Genomic DNA, 22,505 nt, shown 5'->3' on the forward strand with positions numbered 1-22,505 from the left:
CTAAAGCATATAATTTTAACGGCTATTTGCGCATTGCTCAATCTATACGCAAAGAAGTTTAGATGTCCAGATGTATTGACGTCCATACTTTCAATGTTTACTCTGGTGCCTGACTTTTCACCTCATTCGCCAGGAAGCCCTCACCATGACGCGTAAACAGGCCACTATTGCAGTGCGTAGCGGATTAAATGATGACGAGCAGTACGGCTGCGTTGTCCCGCCGATTCATCTTTCCAGTACCTATAATTTCACCGGATTTAATGAACCCCGCGCGCATGATTATTCGCGTCGTGGCAACCCTACGCGTGACGTGACCCAGCGCGCGCTGGCCGAGCTGGAAGGTGGCGCAGGTGCAGTATTAACCAATACGGGGATGTCCGCCATTCACCTGGTGACCACGGTGTTCCTGAAACCCGGCGATCTGCTGGTTGCGCCGCACGACTGCTACGGCGGCAGCTATCGCCTGTTTGACAGCCTGGCGAAACGCGGCTGCTATCGCGTCCTGTTTGTCGATCAAAACGACGAACAGGCGCTGAAACAGGCCCTGGCAGAGAAACCGAAGCTGGTTCTGGTGGAAAGTCCAAGCAATCCATTGTTGCGCGTTGTCGATATTGCGAAAATTTGTCAGCTCGCAAGGGATGCGGGAGCGATAAGTGTAGTGGATAATACGTTCCTCAGTCCGGCCCTTCAGAACCCACTCGCACTGGGTGCCGATCTGGTATTGCATTCATGCACTAAATATCTGAACGGCCATTCTGATGTGGTGGCGGGCGTGGTGATTGCCAAAGATCCCGACGTTGTCACCGAACTGGCATGGTGGGCCAATAATATTGGCGTCACCGCGGGGGCCTTCGACAGCTATCTGCTGTTGCGCGGCATCCGCACGCTGTCGCCGCGCATGGACGTGGCGCAGCGCAATGCCCAGGCGATTGTCGATTTCCTGAAAACCCAGCCGCTGGTGAAAAAGCTTTATCACCCGTCGCTGCCGGAAAATCAGGGGCACGAGATTGCCGCGCGTCAGCAGAAAGGGTTTGGCGCGATGTTAAGTTTTGAACTGGACGGTGACGAGCAAACGCTGCGTCGCTTCCTGAGCGGGCTGTCATTGTTTACGCTGGCGGAATCCTTAGGTGGGGTTGAAAGCTTGATCTCCCACGCCGCGACCATGACGCACGCAGGTATGGCACCGGAAGCTCGTGCCGCCGCCGGAATTTCTGAGACGCTGCTGCGTATCTCAACCGGCATTGAAGATTCTGAAGATTTAATTGCCGATCTGGAAAATGCCTTCCGGATCGCAGCCAAGGGGTAATCATGAGTGTGATAGCGCAGGCAGGGGCGAAGGGTCGTCAACTGCACAAGTTTGGTGGTAGTAGTCTTGCTGATGTGAAATGTTACCTGCGCGTTGCAGGGATCATGACGGAATATTCACAGCCGGGTGACATGATGGTTGTCTCGGCGGCGGGCAGCACCACCAACCAGTTGATTAGCTGGCTGAAACTGAGCCAGACCGATCGCCTTTCTGCGCATCAGGTGCAACAGTCCTTACGCCGTTACCAGAGCGAGCTGATTGCCGGCCTGCTGCCTGCGGACGTGGCGGACGGGCTGATCAGCGCCTTTACGCATGACCTTGAGCGTCTGGCTGCCCTGCTGGACAGCGGAATTACCGACGCGGTGTATGCCGAAGTGGTGGGCCACGGTGAAGTGTGGTCCGCGCGCCTGATGGCCGCCGTGCTGCAACACCTGGGCGTGGAAGCGGCCTGGCTCGACGCGCGTGATTTCCTGCGCGCCGAACGCGCCGCGCAGCCGCAGGTGGATGAAGGGTTGTCCTACCCGCTGCTGCAACAGCTGCTGGTACAGCACCCGGGCAAACGTATTGTCGTCACCGGCTTTATCAGCCGCAGCAACGCGGGCGAAACCGTGCTGCTGGGCCGTAACGGTTCGGACTACTCGGCAACGCAGATTGGTGCCCTGGCGGGCGTGTCCCGCGTCACCATCTGGAGCGATGTGGCCGGTGTGTACAGCGCGGACCCGCGCAAAGTAAAAGATGCCTGCCTGCTGCCGCTGCTGCGTCTCGACGAAGCCAGCGAGCTGGCGCGTCTGGCCGCGCCGGTACTGCACGCGCGCACGCTGCAGCCGGTTTCCGGCAGCGATATCGACCTCCAGCTGCGCTGCAGTTACACCCCGGATCAAGGCTCCACGCGCATTGAGCGCGTACTGGCGTCCGGTACCGGGGCGCGTATTGTCACCAGCCACGACGACATCTGCCTGATTGAGTTCCAGGTGCCTGCAGGCCAGGACTTCAAGCTGGCGCATAAAGATATCGACACGATCCTCAAACGCGCCCAGGTGCGTCCGCTGGCCGTTGGCGTGCATAACGATCGCCAGCTGCTGCAGTTCTGCTATACCGCGGAAGTGGCGGACAGCGCGCTGAAAATTCTGGATGAAGCGGGCCTGCCGGGCGAGCTTCGCCTGCGTCAGGGGCTGGCGCTGGTGGCGATGGTGGGCGCGGGCGTCACCCGTAACCCGCTGCACTGCCACCGCTTCTGGCAGCAGCTGAAAGGCCAGCCGGTGGAATTCACCTGGCAGTCGGAAGAGGGCATCAGCCTGGTCGCCGTCCTGCGTAAAGGCCCAACCGAGAGCCTGATTCAGGGTCTGCACACCTCCCTGTTCCGCGCGGAAAAGCGCATCGGCCTGGTGCTGTTCGGGAAAGGCAACATCGGTTCCCGCTGGCTGGAACTGTTCGCCCGCGAACAGGTGACGCTCTCGGCGCGTACCGGATTCGAATTCATTCTCGCGGGCGTTGTGGACAGCCGCCGCAGCCTCCTGAACTACGAAGGGCTGGACGCCAGCCGCGCGCTTGCGTTCTTTAATGATGAAGCGGTAGAGCAGGATGAAGAGTCGCTGTTCCTCTGGATGCGCGCACACCCGTATGACGATCTGGTGGTGCTGGACGTTACCGCCAGCGAACAGCTTGCGGATCAGTATCTGGATTTCGCCAGCCACGGTTTCCACGTCATCAGTGCGAACAAGCTGGCGGGGGCAAGCAGCACCGATAAATACCGCCAGATCCACGATGCGTTTGAAAAAACAGGGCGCCACTGGCTCTATAACGCCACCGTTGGGGCTGGCCTGCCGGTTAACCACACCGTGCGTGACCTGATTGAAAGCGGCGACAGCATTCTGGCGCTGAGCGGTATCTTCTCCGGCACGCTCTCCTGGCTGTTCCTGCAGTTTGACGGCACCGTACCGTTCACTGACCTGGTGGATCAGGCGTGGCAGCAGGGCTTAACCGAGCCCGATCCGCGCGTTGACCTTTCCGGCAAAGACGTGATGCGTAAGCTGGTGATCCTGGCGCGTGAAGCCGGTTATGACATCGAACCGGACGCCGTACGCGTCGAATCGCTGGTGCCTGCCGGCTGTGAAGAAGGTTCTGTGGATCATTTCTTTGAAAATGGTGAAGAGCTTAACGAGCAGATGGTACAGCGTCTGGAAGCGGCGAACGAGATGGGGCTGGTACTGCGCTATGTGGCGCGTTTCGAGGCCAACGGAAAAGCGCGAGTCGGCGTCGAGGCGGTGCGTCCTGAACATCCGCTGGCGGCGCTGCTGCCGTGCGATAACGTCTTCGCCATCGAAAGCCGCTGGTACCGCGATAACCCGCTGGTGATCCGCGGCCCTGGCGCGGGTCGTGATGTCACCGCTGGAGCCATTCAGTCCGACATCAACCGTCTGGCTAAGCTGCTGTAAAGCCTGAATTTCCCTCTCCCTGTGGGAGAGGGTTAGGGTGAGGGCATCAGACCGCACTCACCCTCATCCTGAATTTCCCTCATATTCCCTGAGCAAACCTCACCGTTATTGTTGATTATTTATGTTGACGTCCCTCCGCTTTTCCGTCATTTTTACATCTGGACGTCTAAACGTATAGAAGTTCACAACACAACAAATAACGACATGCGATTGATAGAGGTAAGGTATGAGCTTTTTTCACGCCAACCAGCGGGAAGCACTGAATCAGAGCCTGGCCGAAGTAAACGGCCAGATTAACGTCTCTTTTGAATTTTTCCCGCCGCGCACCAGTGAAATGGAGCAAACCCTGTGGAGCTCTATCGATCGTCTCAGCAGCCTGAAGCCGAAGTTCGTCTCCGTGACTTACGGTGCTAACTCCGGCGAGCGTGACCGTACGCACAGCATCATTAAAGGCATCAAAGATCGTACCGGTCTGGAAGCGGCGCCGCACCTCACCTGTATCGACGCGACCCGCGACGAGCTGCGGGCCATCGCCCAGGATTACTGGAATAACGGCATTCGTCATATCGTCGCTCTGCGCGGTGACCTGCCGCCGGGCAGCGGTAAGCCGGACATGTATGCCGCCGATCTGGTCGCGCTGCTGAAGGAGGTGGCTGACTTTGATATCTCCGTTGCCGCTTATCCTGAGGTGCATCCGGAAGCGAAAAGCGCCCAGGCCGATCTGCTGAACCTCAAGCGTAAAGTGGACGCCGGTGCGAACCGCGCCATTACCCAGTTCTTCTTTGATGTGGAAAGCTACCTGCGTTTCCGTGACCGCTGCGTCTCCGCGGGCATCGACGTTGAAATTATCCCGGGTATTCTGCCGGTCTCTAACTTCAAACAGGCGAAGAAGTTCGCCGATATGACCAATGTCCGCATTCCGCTGTGGATGTCCAAAATGTACGAAGGGCTGGACGATGACCCGGAAACCCGCAAGCTGGTGGGGGCCAATATCGCGATGGACATGGTGAAAATTTTAAGCCGTGAAGGGGTGAAAGATTTCCACTTCTATACGCTGAACCGCGCGGAGATGAGCTACGCCATTTGCCATACGCTGGGCGTTCGTCCGGCGTAATAAGCGCAAAGCCCTCGTATTACGAGGGCTTTTTAGTTACGCGAATAGTTAAAAGGTATTAGCTATCGAATCTGTGGATTAATTCAACTATAACTTATTGCTAGTGGTGTATATCGTAACGGTAACACTGTAAAAGGGAGCATAGCGATGAGCACGTCAGACGAGACCAATAAAGCGGCATCGGTCGGCAAATGCCCGTTCCACCAGGGCGGCGTCGATCACAGCGCGGGAGCAGGTACAGGCAGCCGCGACTGGTGGCCAAAACAACTCCGCATCGATCTTCTTAATCAACATTCCAATCGTTCGAACCCGCTGGGTGAAGACTTCGACTACCGCAAAGAATTCAGCAAACTTGATTACTCCGCCCTTAAAGGCGACCTCAAAGCCCTTTTAACCGACTCTCAACCGTGGTGGCCTGCCGACTGGGGCAGCTATGCGGGCCTGTTTATCCGTATGGCCTGGCACGGCGCGGGGACCTATCGCTCCGTTGACGGGCGCGGTGGCGCAGGCCGCGGTCAACAGCGCTTTGCGCCGCTGAACTCCTGGCCGGATAACGTGAGCCTGGATAAGGCGCGCCGTCTGCTGTGGCCAATCAAGCAAAAATACGGCCAAAAAATTTCCTGGGCCGACCTGTTTATCCTCGCGGGTAACGTGGCGCTGGAGAACTCCGGCTTCCGTACGTTTGGTTTCGGTGCCGGGCGTGAAGACGTCTGGGAACCAGACCTGGACGTGAACTGGGGTGATGAAAAAGCCTGGCTAACCCACCGTGACCCGGAGGCGCTGGCGAAGCGACCTCTCGCCGCCACCGAAATGGGCCTGATTTATGTGAACCCGGAAGGGCCAAACGCCAGCGGTGAACCTCTGTCTGCTGCGGCGGCCATTCGTGCCACCTTCGGCAACATGGGGATGAACGACGAAGAGACCGTTGCGCTGATCGCGGGCGGCCACACCCTCGGCAAAACCCACGGCGCGGGTGAAGCCACGCACGTCGGCACCGACCCGGAAGCCTCGCCGATTGAAGCGCAGGGCCTGGGCTGGGCCAGCACGCACGGCACGGGAATTGGCGCAGATGCCATTACCTCTGGTCTGGAAGTTATCTGGTCGCAAACCCCGACCCAGTGGAGCAACTACTTCTTCGAGAACCTGTTCAAATACGAATGGGTGCAGACCCGCAGCCCGGCGGGTGCGATTCAGTTTGAAGCCGTGGATGCGCCGGAAATCATGCCTGACCCGTTCGACCCGTCGAAAAAACGCAAACCTACTATGCTGGTCACCGACCTGACGCTGCGTTTTGATCCGGAATTCGAGAAAATTTCCCGCCGCTTCCTGAACGATCCGCAGGCCTTCAACGAAGCCTTCGCGCGCGCGTGGTACAAGCTGACCCACCGCGATATGGGGCCAAAATCGCGTTACCTTGGCCCGGAAGTGCCGAAAGAAGATCTGATTTGGCAGGACCCGCTGCCGCAGGCGGTCTTCAATCCGTCGAAAGAAGACATTGAAAGCCTGAAGGCGGAAATCGCTGCCTCTGGCCTCTCCGTGAGCGAACTGATTTCCGTTGCCTGGGCATCAGCGTCGACCTTCCGCGGCGGCGACAAGCGCGGCGGCGCCAACGGCGCGCGTCTGGCGCTGGCTCCTCAGCGCGACTGGGATGTGAACGCCGCAGCGGTTCGCGCGTTGCCGGCTCTGGAAGCTATCCAGCGCACCACCAACAAAGCCTCCCTGGCCGATATCATCGTGCTGGCGGGCGTCGTGGGCGTTGAGCAGGCGGCGAAAGCGGCAGGCGTTTACGTCAACGTTCCGTTTACGCCAGGGCGCGTGGATGCGCGTCAGGATCAGACGGATATCGAGATGTTTAACCTGCTCGAACCGATTGCCGACGGCTTCCGCAACTACCGTGCGCAGGTGGATGTGTCCACCACTGAGTCACTGCTGATCGACAAAGCCCAGCAGCTGACGCTGACCGCGCCTGAGCTGACGGTGCTGATCGGTGGCCTGCGCGTGCTGGGTGCAAACTTTGATGGCAGCAAGAATGGCGTGTTTACCGACCGCGAGGGCGTGCTGAGCAACGATTTCTTCGTGAATCTGCTGGACATGAACACCCAGTGGAAGGCAACCGACGAATCTAATGAACTGTTTGCCGGAAGCGATCGCGCCAGCGGTGAAGTGAAATACACCGCCACCCGCGCCGATCTGGTCTTCGGTTCTAACGCCGTCCTGCGCGCGCTGGCAGAGGTTTATGCCAGCAGCGATGCCAGCGAGAAGTTCGTCCGCGACTTCGTTGCCGCATGGGCGAAGGTGATGGATCTGGACCGGTTCGACCTGCAGTAACCCTTGTGCCGGGTGGCGCTAAGGCTTACCCGGCCTACGGGCAAAAAAATCCCCGCTGATGCGGGGATTTTTATTCACGCTATTTACTCCCACTCCTGCAGGAACCGCTGCCCATACTGGTCGGCCACCAGCAGCGCCGCATATACCTGATCCGGCGTTACGCCGCCGGGCATGTTGTGGATAGTTTCCCCTTCGGCACAGGAGGCTTCCGCGATCAAACGCATTTTGGCCGGAATATCCTCTTTGATATTTAGCTGTGCCAGCGTGATCGGCAGCCCAACGCTGTGACAAAGCGCGGCGACGGTCTCTATTTCTTCTACCGGCGCGTTTTCCAGCACCAGCTGCGTGAGCGTACCAAACGCCACTTTTTCACCGTGATAGAAGTGGTGCGCGTCCGGTACCGCCGTCATTCCGTTATGAATAGCGTGTGCCGCCGCCAGCCCGCCGCTTTCAAAGCCTACGCCGCTGAGATAGGTGTTGGCTTCGATAATGCGTTCCAGCGCCGGTGTAACCACATGCTGTTCCGCGGCCAGCATGGCTTTTTCACCCTCTTCCACCAGCGTGTTGTAGCACAGCTCGGCCAGCGCGAGTGCAGCCTGCGTACATTTGCCGCCCGCCATGGTGGTCGCGCCGCTGCGCGAGCAAGCGCGTGCTTCAAACCAGGTTGCCAGCGCATCGCCAATCCCGGCGGCCAGCAGGCGTGCCGGCGCGCCCGCGACCACTTTGGTATCGACGATAACCATGTTTGGGTTGTGCGGCAGCATCAGGTAGCGATCGAACTCACCGCTGTCGGTGTAAATGACGGAAAGGGCGCTGCACGGCGCATCGGTGGAGGCGATTGTTGGCGCAATGGCGACCGGAACATCCATAAAATGGGCCAGCGCTTTGGCGGTATCGAGCGTTTTACCGCCGCCGATACCCAGCACCGCCAGACAGTCGGCGCTGTCTGCCAGCTTTTTCAGCCGATCGATTTCATTTTGTGAACATTCGCCACCAAACGGCGCGATTTCGGCGTGCAGTTCGGCTTTTTTAAAACTCTGACGCAGGGTCTCTTCGGCAAAACCCAGCACAAATTTATCGCCGACAACCAGCCAGCGAGTGGCCAGAGGCTTCAGATAGTCGCCGAGACGGGTAAGCACATCAGCGCCCTGGATATATTTTCCCGGCGATTGAATGATACGGTCCATAACAGTTCTCCCTTAGAGGTTGAGGTTACCAAACGCGTTTTTCCAGTCCTGCTCGAACTTCTCTATGGCTGACTCTACCGCTGGCGTGCCGAGCATTTGTTGCGCTACGTCTAAGGGAAGCGTGATTGCCTCGCATCCCGCCAGCAGGCAGTCCAGCGCCTGCCGCGGCGTTTTGAAGCTGGCGGCCAGCACTTTGCTTTCCGGCGCGTGCAGTTCCAGCAGGGATTGCAGCTCCTGGACCATGCGAATGCCGTCACCGCCCTGAGCGTCAACGCGGTTTACATACGGCGCGACATATTTCGCGCCTGCCAGCGCGGCGAGCAGGCCCTGTGCCGCGCTGTAAACGGCGGTCCCCAGCGTGGCTATCCCTTCTTTTTTCAACGCCTTAATCGCGATGAGCCCCTGAGCCGTCACCGGGATTTTCACCACGATGCCCGGGACGGCGTTACTCAGACGTTTGGCCTCCGCCACCATCCCTTCGGCATCGCGGCTCATGGTTTGAGCAAACAGCGTGCCTTCCGGTCCGATGGCTTTTTGCAGACGCGGCAGCACGTCCCAGATGGATTCACGGCTGGCGGCAACGATGCTCGGATTGGTAGTGACCCCCGCAATGGGGAAGACCCGCGCCAGGCGTTCAACTTCCGCCACGTTGGCGGTATCCAGGTACAGTTCCATTATTTTTCCTTAAGTCAGAAAGGTTGAATAAAGGATAAGACGCGGGCAGGCAGGGCGGATACAGGCCAATTTTGCCAAATACTGGACAAATGTAATGTCCTTAGCGAAGTGCGAGAGCGATCACAATGCTATTTTTTGGCGGTCAGCTCGCTGTGATACTGGCGACGATATTCGGAAGGAGAGCGTTCGGTGTGCTTGCGAAAGAGACGGCAGAAGTAATTGCTGTCTGTAAACCCACAGCGTGCGGCGATATCTTTGATTTTAAGATCGTAGCCTTTGAGCAGCTGGCGCGCGTGTTCGAGTCGCGTTTGCGTCAGGTATTCGTTGAACCCCACGTTGCCAATCTTCTGAAAGAGGTGGGAAAGGTAGTTCGGCGAGACGTAGAACGCCTGCGCGACGGATTCACGGGTTAACGCCGAAGCGTGATGTTCTTCGATGAAGCGGCGAATGGCCTCAAACAGGGCGCGGCTGCGGCTGGCGGTGTGGATGTCGCTGCCAAGCAGATCCCGGCAGTGGCTGAGCAAGCTTAATACCACCAGTATCGCGGTCTCTTGCTCATCCGGCTGCATCTGTAATTCGGCTAGCGTCTGCAGAAGAAAAGCACCCGTTCGCGGACCGCGGCGGGCAACCTGGAGCTGCTGCACAAGCGTATTGTCATGCTGTAACTCGATAGTCAGCAGCTGCTTACCGAAATGTATGCTCAGGGCATTAGACGATGGATGCGTTAAGTGTCCAAAGGATGAAAATATCGCCTCACAGGGGGCATCAAGGGTAATGACGAGGCAGGGAGATGTTCGGGAATGCTGTTCAGACAGCGCTGAGAAATGAATCTGACCCAGCGGTAGCGTGCGGTTTACCAGGTCTGCCAAAATTCGGGTGATATCGGAATGCATGAGAAGACTACCGAAATGTGCCGGGTGGCGCTAACGCTTACCCGGCCTACCAGTCACAGGTCCGGGCAAGCGCGGCGCCGCCGGGCATAGAGTATTAGCCGGTGTTACGCATTCCCGCAGCAACGCCCGCAATCGTCACCATCAGCGCCTGTTCAACGCGCGGATCCGGCTCTTTACCTTCTTCTTCCGCCAGACGCGAACGGTGCAGCAGCTCTGCCTGCAGGACGTTCAGCGGGTCGGTGTAGATGTTACGCAGCTGAATAGACTCGGCAATCCACGGCAGGTCCGCCATCAGATGTGAGTCGTTGGCGATGTCCAGTACCACTTTGATGTCGCCTTCCAGCAGTTCGCGCAGCTCTTTACCCAGCGCCCACAGCTCTGGTTTCACCAGACGCTGGTCGTAGTATTCCGCCAGCCACAGGTCAGCTTTCGAGAAGACCATCTCCAGCATGCCCAGACGGGTAGAGAAGAACGGCCAGTCGCGGCACATGGTTTCCAGTTCGTTCTGTTTACCGTCTTCCACCACTTTTTGCAGCGCGGCACCGGCACCCAGCCAGGCGGGCAGCATCAAACGGTTCTGCGTCCAGGCGAAGATCCACGGGATCGCGCGCAGAGACTCTACGCCACCGGTCGGGCGACGCTTCGCAGGACGTGAGCCCAGCGGCAGTTTACCCAGCTCCTGCTCAGGCGTTGCCGAGCGGAAGTAAGGAACGAAATCTTTGTTTTCACGCACGTAGCCGCGGTACAGATCGCAGGAGATATCAGACAGCTCGTCCATGATATGGCACCAGGATGCTTTCGGCTCCGGCGGTGGCAGCAGGTTTGCTTCCAGGATAGCGCTGGTGTAGAGCGACAGGCTGCTGATGGTCACTTCCGGCAGACCGTACTTGAAGCGGATCATCTCGCCCTGCTCGGTGACGCGCAGGCCGCCTTTCAGGCTTCCCGGCGGCTGTGAAAGCAGCGCTGCGTGTGCAGGCGCGCCGCCACGGCCAATCGAGCCACCGCGTCCGTGGAACAGGGTCAGCTCAATACCGGCTTTCTCGCAGGTTTTGATCAGTGCGTCCTGCGCCTGATACTGCGCCCAGGATGCCGCCATCACGCCCGCATCTTTCGCGGAGTCAGAATAGCCAATCATCACCATCTGTTTGCCCTGAATAAAGCCGCGGTACCAGTCGATATTCAGCAGCTGGGTCATGACGTCGTTGGCGTTGTTCAGGTCGTCGAGGGTCTCAAACAGCGGGGCGACCGGCAGAGCGTAGTCGATTCCTGCTTCTTTCAGCAGAAGGTGAACGCCCAGCACGTCTGACGGGGTCTTCGCCATGGAGATCACATAGGCGGCCACCGATCCTTTCGGTGCGTCCACGATCGCTTTACAGGTGTTGAGCACCTCGCGGGTTTCGTTGCTTGGCTCCCAGTTGCGCGGCAGCAGAGGGCGCTTCGAGTTCAGCTCGCGGATCAGGAAGGCCTGTTTGTCGGCTTCGGACCAGCTTTCATAGTCGCCGATGCCGAGATAGCGGGTCAGTTCGCCCAGCGCTTCGGTATGACGGGTACTTTCCTGACGCACGTCGATACGCACCAGCGGCACGCCGAAACACTTCACGCGGCGCAGGGTGTCGAGCAGTTCGCCGTTAGCGATGATGCCCATCCCGCAGGCCTGCAGTGATTTATAACAGGCATACAGCGGCTCCCAGAGCTGTTCGTTCTGGCTGAGCAGACCCTCTGGTTTTGGCAGGCGCTGACCTTTCAGACGCGCTTCCAGCCAGGCCTGAGTGGCCATCAGCTGACCACGCAGTTTCTTCATCAGGAAACGGTACGGCTCGCTGGCGCCTTCTTCTCCGGCCAGCGCGCGCAGTTCCGGTGTCGCTTCAACCATCGACAGCTCGGAGATCAGCACCTGAATGTCTTTCAGGAACAGGTCGGTCGCTTTCCAGCGGCTCAGCAGCAGGACGTGACGGGTGATTTCCGCGGTCACGTTCGGGTTACCGTCGCGGTCGCCGCCCATCCAGGAGGTGAAGCGCACCGGAACAAAGTCGACCGGCAGGCGGTAGCCGAGGTTCTCTTCCAGCTGTTCGTTCAGCTCGCGCAGGTAGTTAGGCACCCCTTCCCACAGGCTGTTTTCCACCACCGCAAAGCCCCATTTGGCTTCGTCGACCGGGCTTGGACGATGCTTACGAATTTCATCGGTGTGCCAGGACTGGGCAATCAGCTGGCGCAGACGGCGCATCAGCTGGTTACGTTCGTAGTCGGCAATGTCTTTGTTATCCAACTGCTTCAGACAGTTGTTCACTTCCACCATTTTGTGGATCAGGGTGCGACGGGTAATTTCAGTGGGGTGTGCGGTCAGCACCAGCTCCAGCGAAAGCGATTCCACCGCTTTTTTGATGGTGGCTTCGTTGAGGTCTGGCTGGTCTTTCAGTTTACGCAGGGTGCGGGCAATGACTTCCGGGTTGCTTGCCGCTTCGCCGTTTGGCGAAATGCTGTGGTATTGCTCAGCGGTGTTAGCCAGGTTCAGGAACTGGCTGAATGCGCGTGCAACGGGCAGCAGCTCATCGTTAGAGAGGTTCTGCAAGGTGGTGAGCAGCTCCTGACGACTGGCCTCGTTACCGGCACGGGAAGATTTAGACAGCTTGCGGATGGTTTCAACGCGGTCGAGGATGTTCTCCCCCAACGCGTCTTTGATGGTATCTCCAAGCACTTTGCCGAGCATACTGACATTACTACGCAACGCGGAATATTGTTCGTTCATAAAAACCCAGTCACCCCATCATTTTTGTTTATGCCCAGGCGAAAATCATCTGGACATTATTTTGTCATCTCCCTTTATAAAGCCACGTAAAACCCCCGTCGTCAATTGCTGCGAAAACGGTTCAGCAAACGAATAAATGCGGGCAATTTACGAAATTTAATTCGCATTGCGTCAGATAAGAGATGCTTATGGGAATGTGACGGAGATCATGCGATTTGTTGCCCTCACCCTAACCCTCTCCCACTGGGAGAGGGGACTCTTCGGTGCGGTTTTAATGCCAGCAGAAGTGATGCACAACCTGGGTAATCAGTTCGCGGGTTGGCTTGATGAAGCGGGTTTCCAGATATTCATCCGGCTGGTGGGCCTGGTTGATGGAGCCGGGGCCCAGGACCAGCGTAGGGCAAAGCGTCTGAATAAACGGCGCTTCGGTGCAGTAGTTCACCACGTCGGTTTTCTCACCGAGCAGCTTTTCCACCACTTCAACCAGCTGATGATCCGGCGGGCATTCGTAACCCGGGATCGGCGGATGCAGTTCGGCGACCGTCAGGCGGCCCGGCCAGCGCTCGCTCACCGGAGCCAGCGCTTCATTCAGCAGGCCGTCGAGATCGCTCAGCGTCATGCCCGGCAGCGGGCGGATGTCCATATGCAGTTCGCAGCAGGCGCAGATACGGTTGGAGGCATCGCCGCCGTGCAGGCTGCCGAGGTTCAGCGTCGGATACGGCACGGTGAACGCCTCATAGTGATAGCGCTCTTTCAGATCGTCGCGCAGGGTCATGATGCGGCCGATGGCGTCATGCATCAGCTCGATGGCGTTCACGCCGCGCGCCGGGTCGCTGGAGTGGCCGGACTGACCCAGCACGCGCACGGCCGTAGAGATATGGCCTTTGTGCGCGCGAATCGGCTGCAGAGACGTCGGCTCGCCGATGATCGCGCAATCCGGGCGAATCGACGTGTTTTCAGAGAAGTAGCGCGCGCCCGCCATGCTGGTTTCTTCGTCGGCGGTCGCCAGAATGTAGAGCGGTTTTTTCAGCTTCGTCACGTCCACGTCACGCAGCGCGTCGAGGATAAAGGCGAAGAAGCCTTTCATGTCGGCGGTGCCCAGGCCATAGAGCTTGTTGTCGTGCTCGGTCAAGGTGAACGGATCGCGCGTCCAGCGGCCATCGTCAAACGGCACGGTGTCGGTATGACCGGCCAGCAGCAGGCCGCCCGCACCGGTTCCGGTGCTGGCGAGCAGGTTAAATTTGTGGCGTGTTCCGGGAACGGGCTGAACCTCAACGTTAAACCCAAGATCGCTAAACCAACCCGCCAGCAGATTGATTAAAGACTCATTGCTCTGATCCAGCGCTTCTTCCGTTGCGCTGATGGACGGAGTGGCAATCAGGGCGCGGTAGATCTCGATAAATGGCGGTAAGTTCATTTTCATTGTTGACACACCTTAGGTCGTGATAGTATCAATATTCATGCAATAAATGTGAATAAAAATACATTAACGTTGAGCATAAAGGAACCCGATGTTGAATACGCTGATTGTAGGCGCTAGCGGTTATGCGGGCGCAGAGCTTGTAAGCTACGTGAATCGCCATCCACATATGACCATAACCGCTTTGACCGTGTCAGCGCAAAGCAATGATGCAGGAAAGTTAATTTCCGATTTGCATCCGCAGCTTAAGGGTCTTGTCGATCTGCCGCTGCAGCCCATGTCTGACATCAGCGAGTTTACCGACGGCGTCGACGTGGTGTTTTTAGCCACCGCGCACGAGGTCAGCCACGACCTGGCGCCGCAGTTCCTGGCGGCTGGCTGCGTGGTCTTTGACCTTTCCGGCGCGTTCCGCGTGAACGACGGTGCGTTTTACGAAAAATATTACGGTTTCACCCATCAGCATCCGGATCTGCTGGAAAAAGCGGTGTACGGCCTGGCGGAGTGGAGCGCAGATAAACTGAAAGAAGCGGACCTGATTGCTGTTCCGGGCTGCTACCCGACGGCGGCGCAGCTTTCCCTGAAGCCGCTGATCGACGCAGGCCTGCTGGATCTGAGCCAGTGGCCGGTGATCAACGCCACCAGCGGCGTGAGCGGTGCAGGACGCAAGGCCGCTATTTCCAACAGCTTCTGCGAAGTGAGCCTTCAGCCGTATGGCGTGTTTAATCACCGTCATCACCCTGAAATCACGACGCATCTGGGCGCGGACGTCATTTTCACGCCGCATCTGGGCAGCTTCCCGCGCGGGATCCTCGAAACCATTACCTGCCGCCTGAAGCCGGGCGTGACCAAAGAGCAGGTGAACGAGGCCTTCACGCAGGCGTATGCGGATAAACCGCTGGTGCGCCTGTACGATAAAGGCGTGCCGGCGCTGAAAAACGTGGTCGGCCTGCCGTTCTGCGACATCGGCTTTGCCGTGCAGGGCGAGCATCTGATTGTGGTCGCCGCGGAAGATAACTTACTCAAAGGCGCTGCCGCACAGGCAATGCAGTGTGCAAATATTCGTTTCGGTTTCCCGGAAACGCAGGCTCTTATTTAAGGTGTGATGATGAACCCATTAATTATCAAACTCGGTGGTGTACTGCTGGACAGCGAAGAAGCGCTGGAGCGTCTGTTTACCGCGCTGGTGAACTATCGCGAATCACACCAGCGTCCGCTGGTGATTGTGCACGGCGGCGGCTGCGTGGTGGATGAGCTGATGAAAGGGCTCAACCTGCCGGTGAAAAAGAAGAACGGCCTGCGCGTCACGCCTGCTGACCAGATTGACATCATTACCGGTGCGCTGGCGGGTACGGCGAACAAAACGCTGCTGGCGTGGGCGAAGAAACACCACATCGCATCCGTCGGCCTCTATCTGGGCGATGGCGATAGCGTAAAAGTGACCCAGCTCGACGAAGAGCTCGGCCACGTTGGACTGGCGCAGCCGGGTTCACCTAAGCTGATTAACACGCTGCTGGAAGGGGGGTTCCTGCCTGTGGTGAGCTCTATCGGCGTGACCGAAGAGGGCGAGCTGATGAACGTCAACGCTGACCAGGCGGCGACGGCACTGGCGGCAACGCTGGGCGCGGATCTGATCCTGCTCTCCGACGTGAGCGGCATTCTGGACGGCAAAGGCCAGCGCATTGCGGAAATGACGGCTGAGAAAGCCGAGCAGCTGATTGCCCAGGGCATTATTACCGACGGCATGATCGTCAAAGTGAACGCCGCGCTGGATGCCGCACGCACGCTGGGCCGTCCGGTGGATATCGCCTCCTGGCGTCACGCGGAACAACTGCCGGCGCTGTTTAACGGCACGCCGATTGGCACGCGTATTCTGGCGTAATCGATTTAATGCCCGGCGGTGCTCTGCTTGCTGGGCCTACAAGACCGTAGGCCGGGTAAGCGAAGCGCCACCCGGCAGAACTAACGAATAAAGGAAGCATGTTATGGCACTTTGGGGTGGGCGTTTTACACAGGCAGCGGATCAGCGGTTCAAACAGTTCAACGACTCTTTGCGCTTCGACTACCGCCTGGCCGAACAGGATATTGTCGGCTCTGTGGCCTGGTCCAGGGCGCTGGTGACGGTGGGCGTACTGACCGCCGACGAACAATTACAGCTGGAAGAAGCGCTGAACAATCTGCTGGAAGAGGTGCGTCTTAACCCGCAGCAGATCCTCGAAAGCGATGCTGAAGATATTCACAGCTGGGTGGAAGGCAAACTTATCGACAAAGTCGGCCAGCTGGGTAAAAAGCTGCATACCGGCCGCAGTCGTAACGACCAGGTCGCCACCGATCTGAAGCTGTGGTGCAAAGATACCGTTGGCGAACTGCTGGCGGCTAGCCGTCAGCTGCAGAGTGCGCTGGTGGAGGCCGCGCAGAACAACCAGGACGCGGTGATGCCGGGTTATACCCACCTGCAGCGCGCGCAGCCGGTGACCTTCGCTCACTGGTGTCTGGCCTACGTCGAGATGCTGGCGCGTGACGAAAGCCGTCTGCAGGATACCCTGAAGCGTCTGGACGTCAGCCCGCTGGGCAGCGGCGCGCTGGCCGGTACGGCGTATGAAATCGACCGTGAACAGCTGGCAGGCTGGCTGGGCTTTGCCTCCGCCACCCGTAACAGCCTGGACAGCGTGTCCGACCGCGACCACGTGCTGGAGCTGCTCTCCAATGCGTCTATCGGAATGGTGCATCTGTCGCGCTTTGCCGAAGACCTGATCTTCTTTAACTCTGGCGAAGCGGGCTTCGTCGAGCTGTCCGACCGCGTGACCTCAGGCTCCTCCCTGATGCCGCAGAAGAAAAACCCGGACGCGCTGGAGCTGATCCGCGGCAAGTGTGGCCGCGTGCAGGGCGCGCTGACCGGCATGATGATGACCCTGAAAGGGCTGCCGCTGGCGTATAACAAAGACATGCAGGAAGACAAAGAAGGGCTGTTCGACGCGCTCGACACCTGGCTGGACTGTCTGCATATGGGCGCCCTGGTGCTGGACGGCATTCAGGTGAAACGTCCGCGCTGCCAGGAAGCGGCGCAGCAGGGCTATGCGAACTCTACCGAACTGGCGGATTATCTGGTGGCGAAAGGCGTACCTTTCCGTGAAGCGCACCACATTGTGGGTGAAGCGGTGGTGGAAGCCATTCGTCAGGGTAAACCACTGGAAGATCTGGCGCTGGCAGACCTGCAGAAGTTCAGCGCGGTTATCGGGGATGATGTGTATCCGATCCTTGCGCTGCAGTCTTGTCTGGATAAACGTGCCGCGAAAGGCGGCGTGTCGCCGAAGCAGGTGGCGCAGGCGATAGCGGATGCGAAAAACCGGTTGGTTTGATTTGGTTTGAACAGTGCGGGCTGGTGCCCTCACCCCGGCCCTCTCCCACGGGGAGAGGGAGCAAACACTAAAAATGGCAACTTCGGTTGCCATTTTGCTTTTATCCCCGGGCTCTTTTACGCAAAAAAAAGCGGACCACGGGGTCCGCAAAAGTTCACGTTGGCTTTAGTTGTTCGAGTTTTGAGAGAAACTCGCTGACGGTGCGGGGACGTCAAGGGTCAAACACGTGCCGCCTCGTCTATGTGGTGTATTATTCAACAGAATGCTTGATAGGGATAATCGTTCGTTGCTATGCTATCTATCGCCATGAACTATCGTGGCGACGGAGGATGAATAATGAATATTCGTGATCTTGAATACCTGGTAGCGTTAGCCGAGCATCGTCACTTTCGCCGCGCGGCAGATTCCTGCCACGTCAGCCAGCCCACGCTGAGCGGTCAGATCCGCAAGCTGGAAGACGAGCTGGGCGTGATGCTGCTGGAGCGCACCAGTCGTAAGGTTCTGTTCACACAGGCAGGTCTTCTGCTGGTGGATCAGGCGCGCACCGTGCTGCGCGAGGTCAAAGTGCTCAAGGAAATGGCAAGCCAGCAGGGGGAGGCGATGTCCGGCCCGCTGCATATCGGCCTGATCCCAACCGTTGGCCCGTACCTGTTGCCGCACATCATTCCGATGCTGCACCAGACGTTCCCGAAACTCGAAATGTACCTGCATGAAGCGCAAACCCATCAGCTGCTGGCGCAGTTAGACAGCGGCAAGCTCGACTGCGCCATTCTGGCGCTGGTGAAAGAGAGTGAAGCCTTTATTGAAGTGCCGCTGTTCGATGAGCCGATGATGCTGGCGATCTATGAAGATCACCCGTGGGCGAACCGCGATCGCGTACCGATGGCCGATCTGGCCGGTGAAAAGCTGCTGATGCTGGAAGATGGCCACTGCCTGCGCGATCAGGCGATGGGCTTCTGCTTCGAAGCGGGTGCGGATGAGGATACCCATTTCCGCGCAACCAGCCTGGAAACGCTGCGTAATATGGTCGCGGCGGGAAGCGGTATTACGCTGCTGCCTGCGCTGGCCGTGCCGCGCGAGCGTAAACGTGATGGCGTGGTTTATCTGCCGTGCATTAAGCCGGAGCCGCGTCGCACTATCGGCCTGGTGTATCGTCCGGGTTCACCGCTGCGCAGCCGCTATGAGCAGCTGGCAGAGGCCATCCGTGGTTCGATGGATGGCCATTTTGACAGCGCGTTAAAACAGGCGGTTTAAGCCGTTCAGCGCGGCTACCCGATAGGCTTCCGCCATGGTCGGGTAGTTAAAGGTGGTGTTAACGAAGTACTCAATGGTGTTACCACCGCCTTTCTGCTCCATTATCGCCTGGCCGATATGAATGATTTCCGCCGCGCGTTCACCAAAGCAGTGAATGCCGAGGATCTCTTTGGTCTCGCGGTGGAACAGGAGCTTCAGCGTTCCCACGCTCATCCCCACGATTTGCGCCCGCGCCAGATGTTTAAACTGGGCACGTCCCACCTCGTAAGGCACCTTCATTGACGTCAGCTGCTGCTCGGTTTTCCCGACTGAACTGATTTCCGGGATGGTATAGATCCCCGTCGGAATATCTTCGATCAGGTGCGCCGTCGCTTCGCCTTTTACCAGCGCCTGTGCGGCGATGCGTCCCTGGTCGTAAGCGGCTGAGGCCAGGCTTGGGTAGCCAATCACGTCGCCGACCGCGTAAACGTGCGGCAGGGCGGTCTGATACATGCTGTTGACCTTCAGCTGACCGCGGCTGTCGGTTTCAAGCCCGATATTTTCCAGCTGCAGTGAATCGGTGTTGCCGGTACGACCGTTGGCGTACAGCAGGCAGTCTGCTTTCAGCTTCTTACCGGACTTCAGGTGCATGATCACCCCGTCGTCACAGCCTTCGATCTTCTCGTACTCTTCGTTGTGGCGAATCACCACGCCGCTGTTCCAGAAGTGGTAGGAGAGAGAGTCCGACATCTCCTGATCGAGGAACGCCAGCAGGCGGTCACGGGTGTTGATCAGGTCAACTTTGACGTCCATTCCGCGGAAGATCGACGCATATTCGCAACCAATGACCCCTGCGCCATAGATAATGACGTGGCGAGGCTCATGGTGCAGGCTCAGAATCGAGTCGCTGTCGTAAACGCGCGGGTGCGAGAAGTCCACGTCGGCCGGATGGTAAGGGCGTGAGCCGCAGGCGATCACAAATTTTTCAGCCGTGATGGTTTCAACCGAACCGTCGTGGCATTCGAGTGCCAGGGTGTGTTCATCCACAAAATGCGCGTTGCCCTGCAAAATTTCACAGTGATTACGCTCATAAAATCCCTGACGCATGCGTGTCTGCTGGTTAATAACGGTATCCGCGTGATTCAGGATGTCAGCAAAGGATGAACGAAGAAGTCGGGAGTGGTCGCTGTAAAGAGGGTTCTGGTTAAATTCGATAATGCGGCTAACGGCGTGGCGGAGGGCTTTCGAAGGGATGGTGCCCCAGTGGGTGCAACCGCCGCCGACATTATGGTAGCGCTCGATGACCGCTACTCTGGCTCCCTGTTTCACCAGACCCATAGCAGCACCTTCGCCGCCGGGGCCGGAACCAATAACTATTGCGTCGTAATCGTAGGAATGTGGCATGGTAAGGCTTACCTGTTCTTATACATAAAAGCAACAGAATCATAACATCATTGCCAGAGTAACCCAATTATCGTTGTGCTTTTTTCGGGCAGTGGAGCACAAACCGCACGTAAACAATCATTCACAAAGCCAGGCAAACAGATTAATTTTATTCTCTGGTATAGTGCCATCAGGCCTTTGGAAGGATTCAACTATCGTGATGGGCGTAAGAGCACAACAAAAAGAGAAAACCCGGCGTTCGCTGGTGGAAGCCGCATTCAGTCAACTGAGTGCTGAGCGGAGTTTTGCCAGTTTGAGCCTGCGCGAAGTCGCACGCGAGGCCGGGATTGCGCCAACGTCCTTCTATCGTCATTTCCGTGATGTGGATGAACTGGGCCTGACTATGGTCGACGAGAGCGGTCTGATGCTGCGCCAGCTGATGCGGCAGGCGCGTCAGCGTATCGCCAAAGGGGGTAGCGTGATCCGCACCTCCGTATCGACCTTTATGGAATTTATCGGCAATAACCCCAACGCGTTTCGTCTGCTTCTGCGCGAGCGTTCGGGCACATCGGCGGCGTTTCGTGCCGCCGTCGCGCGTGAAATTCAGCACTTCATCGCGGAACTTGCCGACTATCTTGAACTCGAAAACCATATGCCGCGTGCGTTTACTGAAGCACAGGCCGAGGCGATGGTGACGATTGTTTTCAGCGCGGGTGCCGAAGCGCTGGATGTCAGCATTGAACAACGCAAACAGCTCGAAGAGCGACTGGTATTGCAGCTCAGGATGATCTCCAAAGGCGCGTACTACTGGTATCGCCGTGAACAAGAGAAACTGGCACATCAAACCGAAGAGTGAAGGTGAGTAATGAAACAGTCAGGTCAGGATAAAGGGACGCTGTTGCTGGCATTGATCGCTGGCTTATCCATTAATGGTACGTTTGCCGCTATTTTTAGCTCAATTGTTCCATTTTCGATTTTCCCGCTTATTGCGCTGGTGCTGACGGTTTACTGCCTGCATCAACGTTACCTGAACCGCACCATGCCGGTGGGGTTACCGGGGCTGGCCGCTGCCTGCTTTATTCTGGGCGTATTGCTGTATAGCACGGTGGTTCGCGCGGAGTATCCGGATATCGGCTCTAACTTCTTCCCTGCGGTACTGTCTGTGGCGCTGGTGTTCTGGATTGGCTCGCGCATGCGTAGCCGCAAGAGCCAGTTACCGGAGTAATGAATTTATTTGTAGAGCAGGTAAGCGAAGCGCCACCTGCCAAAAACGCCGGATGGCGCTACGCTTATCCGGCCTACAGATCACCGTGCGGTAAGTAAAACGCCGCACTCCATATGGTGCGTATACGGGAACTGATCGAACAGCGCCAGACGTTCAACCTTGTGCGTCTGGCCTAATGTTTCGAGGTTCTTGCACAGCGTCTCCGGGTTACAGGAGATGTACAAAATACGCGGGTACGCCTGCACCATCTTCTCGGTTTCGCTGTCCAGGCCACTGCGCGGCGGGTCGACAAAAATTGTCTCACACTGGTAGCTCTTGAGATCGATCCCTTCCAGGCGGTTAAACTGGCGTACGCCGTTCATGGCCTGCGTGAACTCTTCTGCGGCCATACGAACGATCTGCACGTTGTCGATATGGTTAGCAGCGATGTTGTACTGCGCGGCAGCCACCGACGGCTTGGCGATTTCCGTTGCCAGAACGCGATCGAAGTTACGCGCCAGCGCCAGGGAGAAGTTGCCGTTACCGCAGTAGAGCTCAAGCAGATCGCCCGTTGACCCTTCCGTCGCCTTCAGCGCCCACTCCAGCATCTGCACGTTCATCGCAGCGTTTGGCTGGGTAAAGCTGTTCTCGACCTGACGATACACCATCTCTTTACCTGCCACCGGCAGGCGCTCGTCGATGTAGTCCTGATCCAGCATGATTTTGGTTTTTGTCGCGCGGCCAATCAGGTGAACGTTGATGTTCTGCGCGCGCAGCGCATCGCGCAGCGCTTCTGCCTGCTCGCGCCACTCGTCATTGAGCGCTTTGTGGTACAGCAGGGAGACAATCGCCTGATTGCTTTGCGTGGTCAGGTAGTCAATCTGGAACAGCTTGTTACGCAGTACCGGATTGTTGCGCACGCCGTCCATTATCAGCGTCATCAATTGGTTAATGAGCTCGCTCGCCGCCGGAAAGCTGTCCACGCGAATACGGGATTTCGTCTGCTGATCGAAAATGATGTGGTACAGGTCGTCGCCGTCGTGCCAGATGCGGAACTCGGCGCGCATGCGGTAGTGGCTGACGGGAGAGCGGAACACCTCGGGAACGGGCGCGTTGAAAGGCGTCATCATACTTTGCAGGCGGACGACTTTCTCTGCCAGCTGCGCGTCGTACTGTTCTGTCGGGAGGTGTTCTGGGGTCATGATGCGTCCTGAATGATAAAGAA

General features: G+C 57.8%; 17 protein-coding genes. 10 read left to right on the top strand and 7 right to left on the bottom strand.

Annotated elements, in window-relative coordinates; genetic code table 11:
- The first annotated feature begins 145 nt into the window (after positions 1–145).
- The 4 genes from metB (at position 146) to katG (ending at position 7,183) form a co-directional block, all read left to right on the top strand.
- The gene (gene metB / locus M2422_RS15105) at positions 146–1,306 is read left to right on the top strand and encodes a cystathionine gamma-synthase (protein ID WP_033146933.1); all 1,161 of its coding nucleotides are present in this window, start codon (positions 146–148) and stop codon (positions 1,304–1,306) included.
- 2 nt (positions 1,307–1,308) lie between these two features.
- On the top strand, positions 1,309–3,741 hold the full coding sequence (locus M2422_RS15110) for a bifunctional aspartate kinase/homoserine dehydrogenase II (RefSeq protein WP_032662744.1): 2,433 nt from the start codon (positions 1,309–1,311) through the stop codon (positions 3,739–3,741).
- 226 nt (positions 3,742–3,967) lie between these two features.
- Positions 3,968–4,855, top strand: coding sequence for a methylenetetrahydrofolate reductase (gene metF / locus M2422_RS15115; protein ID WP_064673068.1), 888 nt, complete (start codon positions 3,968–3,970; stop codon positions 4,853–4,855).
- Positions 4,856–5,002: 147 nt separating this feature from the next.
- Complete coding sequence (gene katG / locus M2422_RS15120) at positions 5,003–7,183, top strand: catalase/peroxidase HPI (protein ID WP_033146930.1); 2,181 nt, start codon at positions 5,003–5,005, stop codon at positions 7,181–7,183.
- 83 nt (positions 7,184–7,266) lie between these two features.
- Here the strand turns inward: katG and M2422_RS15125 are convergent, their stop codons facing one another.
- The 5 genes from M2422_RS15125 to argE form a co-directional block, all read right to left on the bottom strand.
- Complete coding sequence (locus tag M2422_RS15125) at positions 7,267–8,370, bottom strand: glycerol dehydrogenase (protein WP_064673069.1); 1,104 nt, start codon at positions 8,368–8,370, stop codon at positions 7,267–7,269.
- 12 nt (positions 8,371–8,382) lie between these two features.
- Positions 8,383–9,045 carry a fructose-6-phosphate aldolase gene (gene fsa / locus M2422_RS15130; protein ID WP_033146928.1) on the bottom strand — a complete coding sequence of 221 codons (663 nt, stop codon included), beginning with the start codon at positions 9,043–9,045 and terminating at the stop codon, positions 8,383–8,385.
- Positions 9,046–9,173: 128 nt separating this feature from the next.
- A complete protein-coding gene (locus M2422_RS15135) occupies positions 9,174–9,938 on the bottom strand; it encodes an AraC family transcriptional regulator (protein WP_064673070.1) in 765 nt (254 codons plus the stop codon).
- A 94-nt stretch (positions 9,939–10,032) separates the two neighbouring features.
- Positions 10,033–12,684, bottom strand: coding sequence for a phosphoenolpyruvate carboxylase (ppc, locus tag M2422_RS15140; protein WP_023309665.1), 2,652 nt, complete (start codon positions 12,682–12,684; stop codon positions 10,033–10,035).
- Between the two features lie 271 nt (positions 12,685–12,955).
- Positions 12,956–14,107, bottom strand: coding sequence for an acetylornithine deacetylase (gene argE / locus M2422_RS15145; RefSeq protein WP_064673071.1), 1,152 nt, complete (start codon positions 14,105–14,107; stop codon positions 12,956–12,958).
- A gap of 88 nt (positions 14,108–14,195) precedes the next feature.
- Between argE and argC the strand changes: the two genes are divergently transcribed.
- The 4 genes from argC (at position 14,196) to oxyR (ending at position 18,714) form a co-directional block, all read left to right on the top strand.
- A complete protein-coding gene (gene argC / locus M2422_RS15150) occupies positions 14,196–15,200 on the top strand; it encodes an N-acetyl-gamma-glutamyl-phosphate reductase (protein WP_032662767.1) in 1,005 nt (334 codons plus the stop codon).
- A 6-nt stretch (positions 15,201–15,206) separates the two neighbouring features.
- Positions 15,207–15,983 carry an acetylglutamate kinase gene (argB, locus tag M2422_RS15155; RefSeq protein ID WP_090420882.1) on the top strand — a complete coding sequence of 259 codons (777 nt, stop codon included), beginning with the start codon at positions 15,207–15,209 and terminating at the stop codon, positions 15,981–15,983.
- 103 nt (positions 15,984–16,086) lie between these two features.
- Complete coding sequence (argH, locus tag M2422_RS15160) at positions 16,087–17,460, top strand: argininosuccinate lyase (protein ID WP_064673072.1); 1,374 nt, start codon at positions 16,087–16,089, stop codon at positions 17,458–17,460.
- 336 nt (positions 17,461–17,796) lie between these two features.
- Positions 17,797–18,714 (top strand): DNA-binding transcriptional regulator OxyR, encoded by a 918-nt coding sequence (gene oxyR, locus M2422_RS15165; RefSeq protein WP_023309664.1) that lies wholly within the window; start codon positions 17,797–17,799, stop codon positions 18,712–18,714.
- Here oxyR and sthA read toward each other — a convergent pair.
- Positions 18,697–20,097, bottom strand: a complete 1,401-nt coding sequence (sthA, locus tag M2422_RS15170) for a Si-specific NAD(P)(+) transhydrogenase (RefSeq protein WP_064673073.1) — start codon at positions 20,095–20,097, stop codon at positions 18,697–18,699. The genes oxyR and sthA overlap by 18 nt on opposite strands.
- Positions 20,098–20,293: 196 nt before the next feature.
- Here sthA and fabR point away from each other — a divergent pair, with 196 nt between their 5' ends.
- Positions 20,294–20,932 (top strand): HTH-type transcriptional repressor FabR, encoded by a 639-nt coding sequence (fabR, locus tag M2422_RS15175; RefSeq protein WP_008501784.1) that lies wholly within the window; start codon positions 20,294–20,296, stop codon positions 20,930–20,932.
- Between the two features lie 9 nt (positions 20,933–20,941).
- Positions 20,942–21,301: a YijD family membrane protein gene (locus M2422_RS15180; RefSeq protein ID WP_008501783.1), complete on the top strand. Its 360-nt coding sequence runs from the start codon at positions 20,942–20,944 to the stop codon at positions 21,299–21,301.
- 80 nt (positions 21,302–21,381) lie between these two features.
- Here M2422_RS15180 and trmA read toward each other — a convergent pair whose 3' ends face one another.
- A complete protein-coding gene (trmA, locus tag M2422_RS15185; RefSeq protein ID WP_047059188.1) occupies positions 21,382–22,482 on the bottom strand; it encodes a tRNA (uridine(54)-C5)-methyltransferase TrmA in 1,101 nt (366 codons plus the stop codon).
- Positions 22,483–22,505 lie beyond the last annotated feature (23 nt).

The sequence above is a fragment of the Enterobacter sp. SLBN-59 genome, from assembly GCF_024807915.1.
Taxonomy (GTDB): Bacteria; Pseudomonadota; Gammaproteobacteria; order Enterobacterales; family Enterobacteriaceae; genus Enterobacter; species Enterobacter asburiae_B.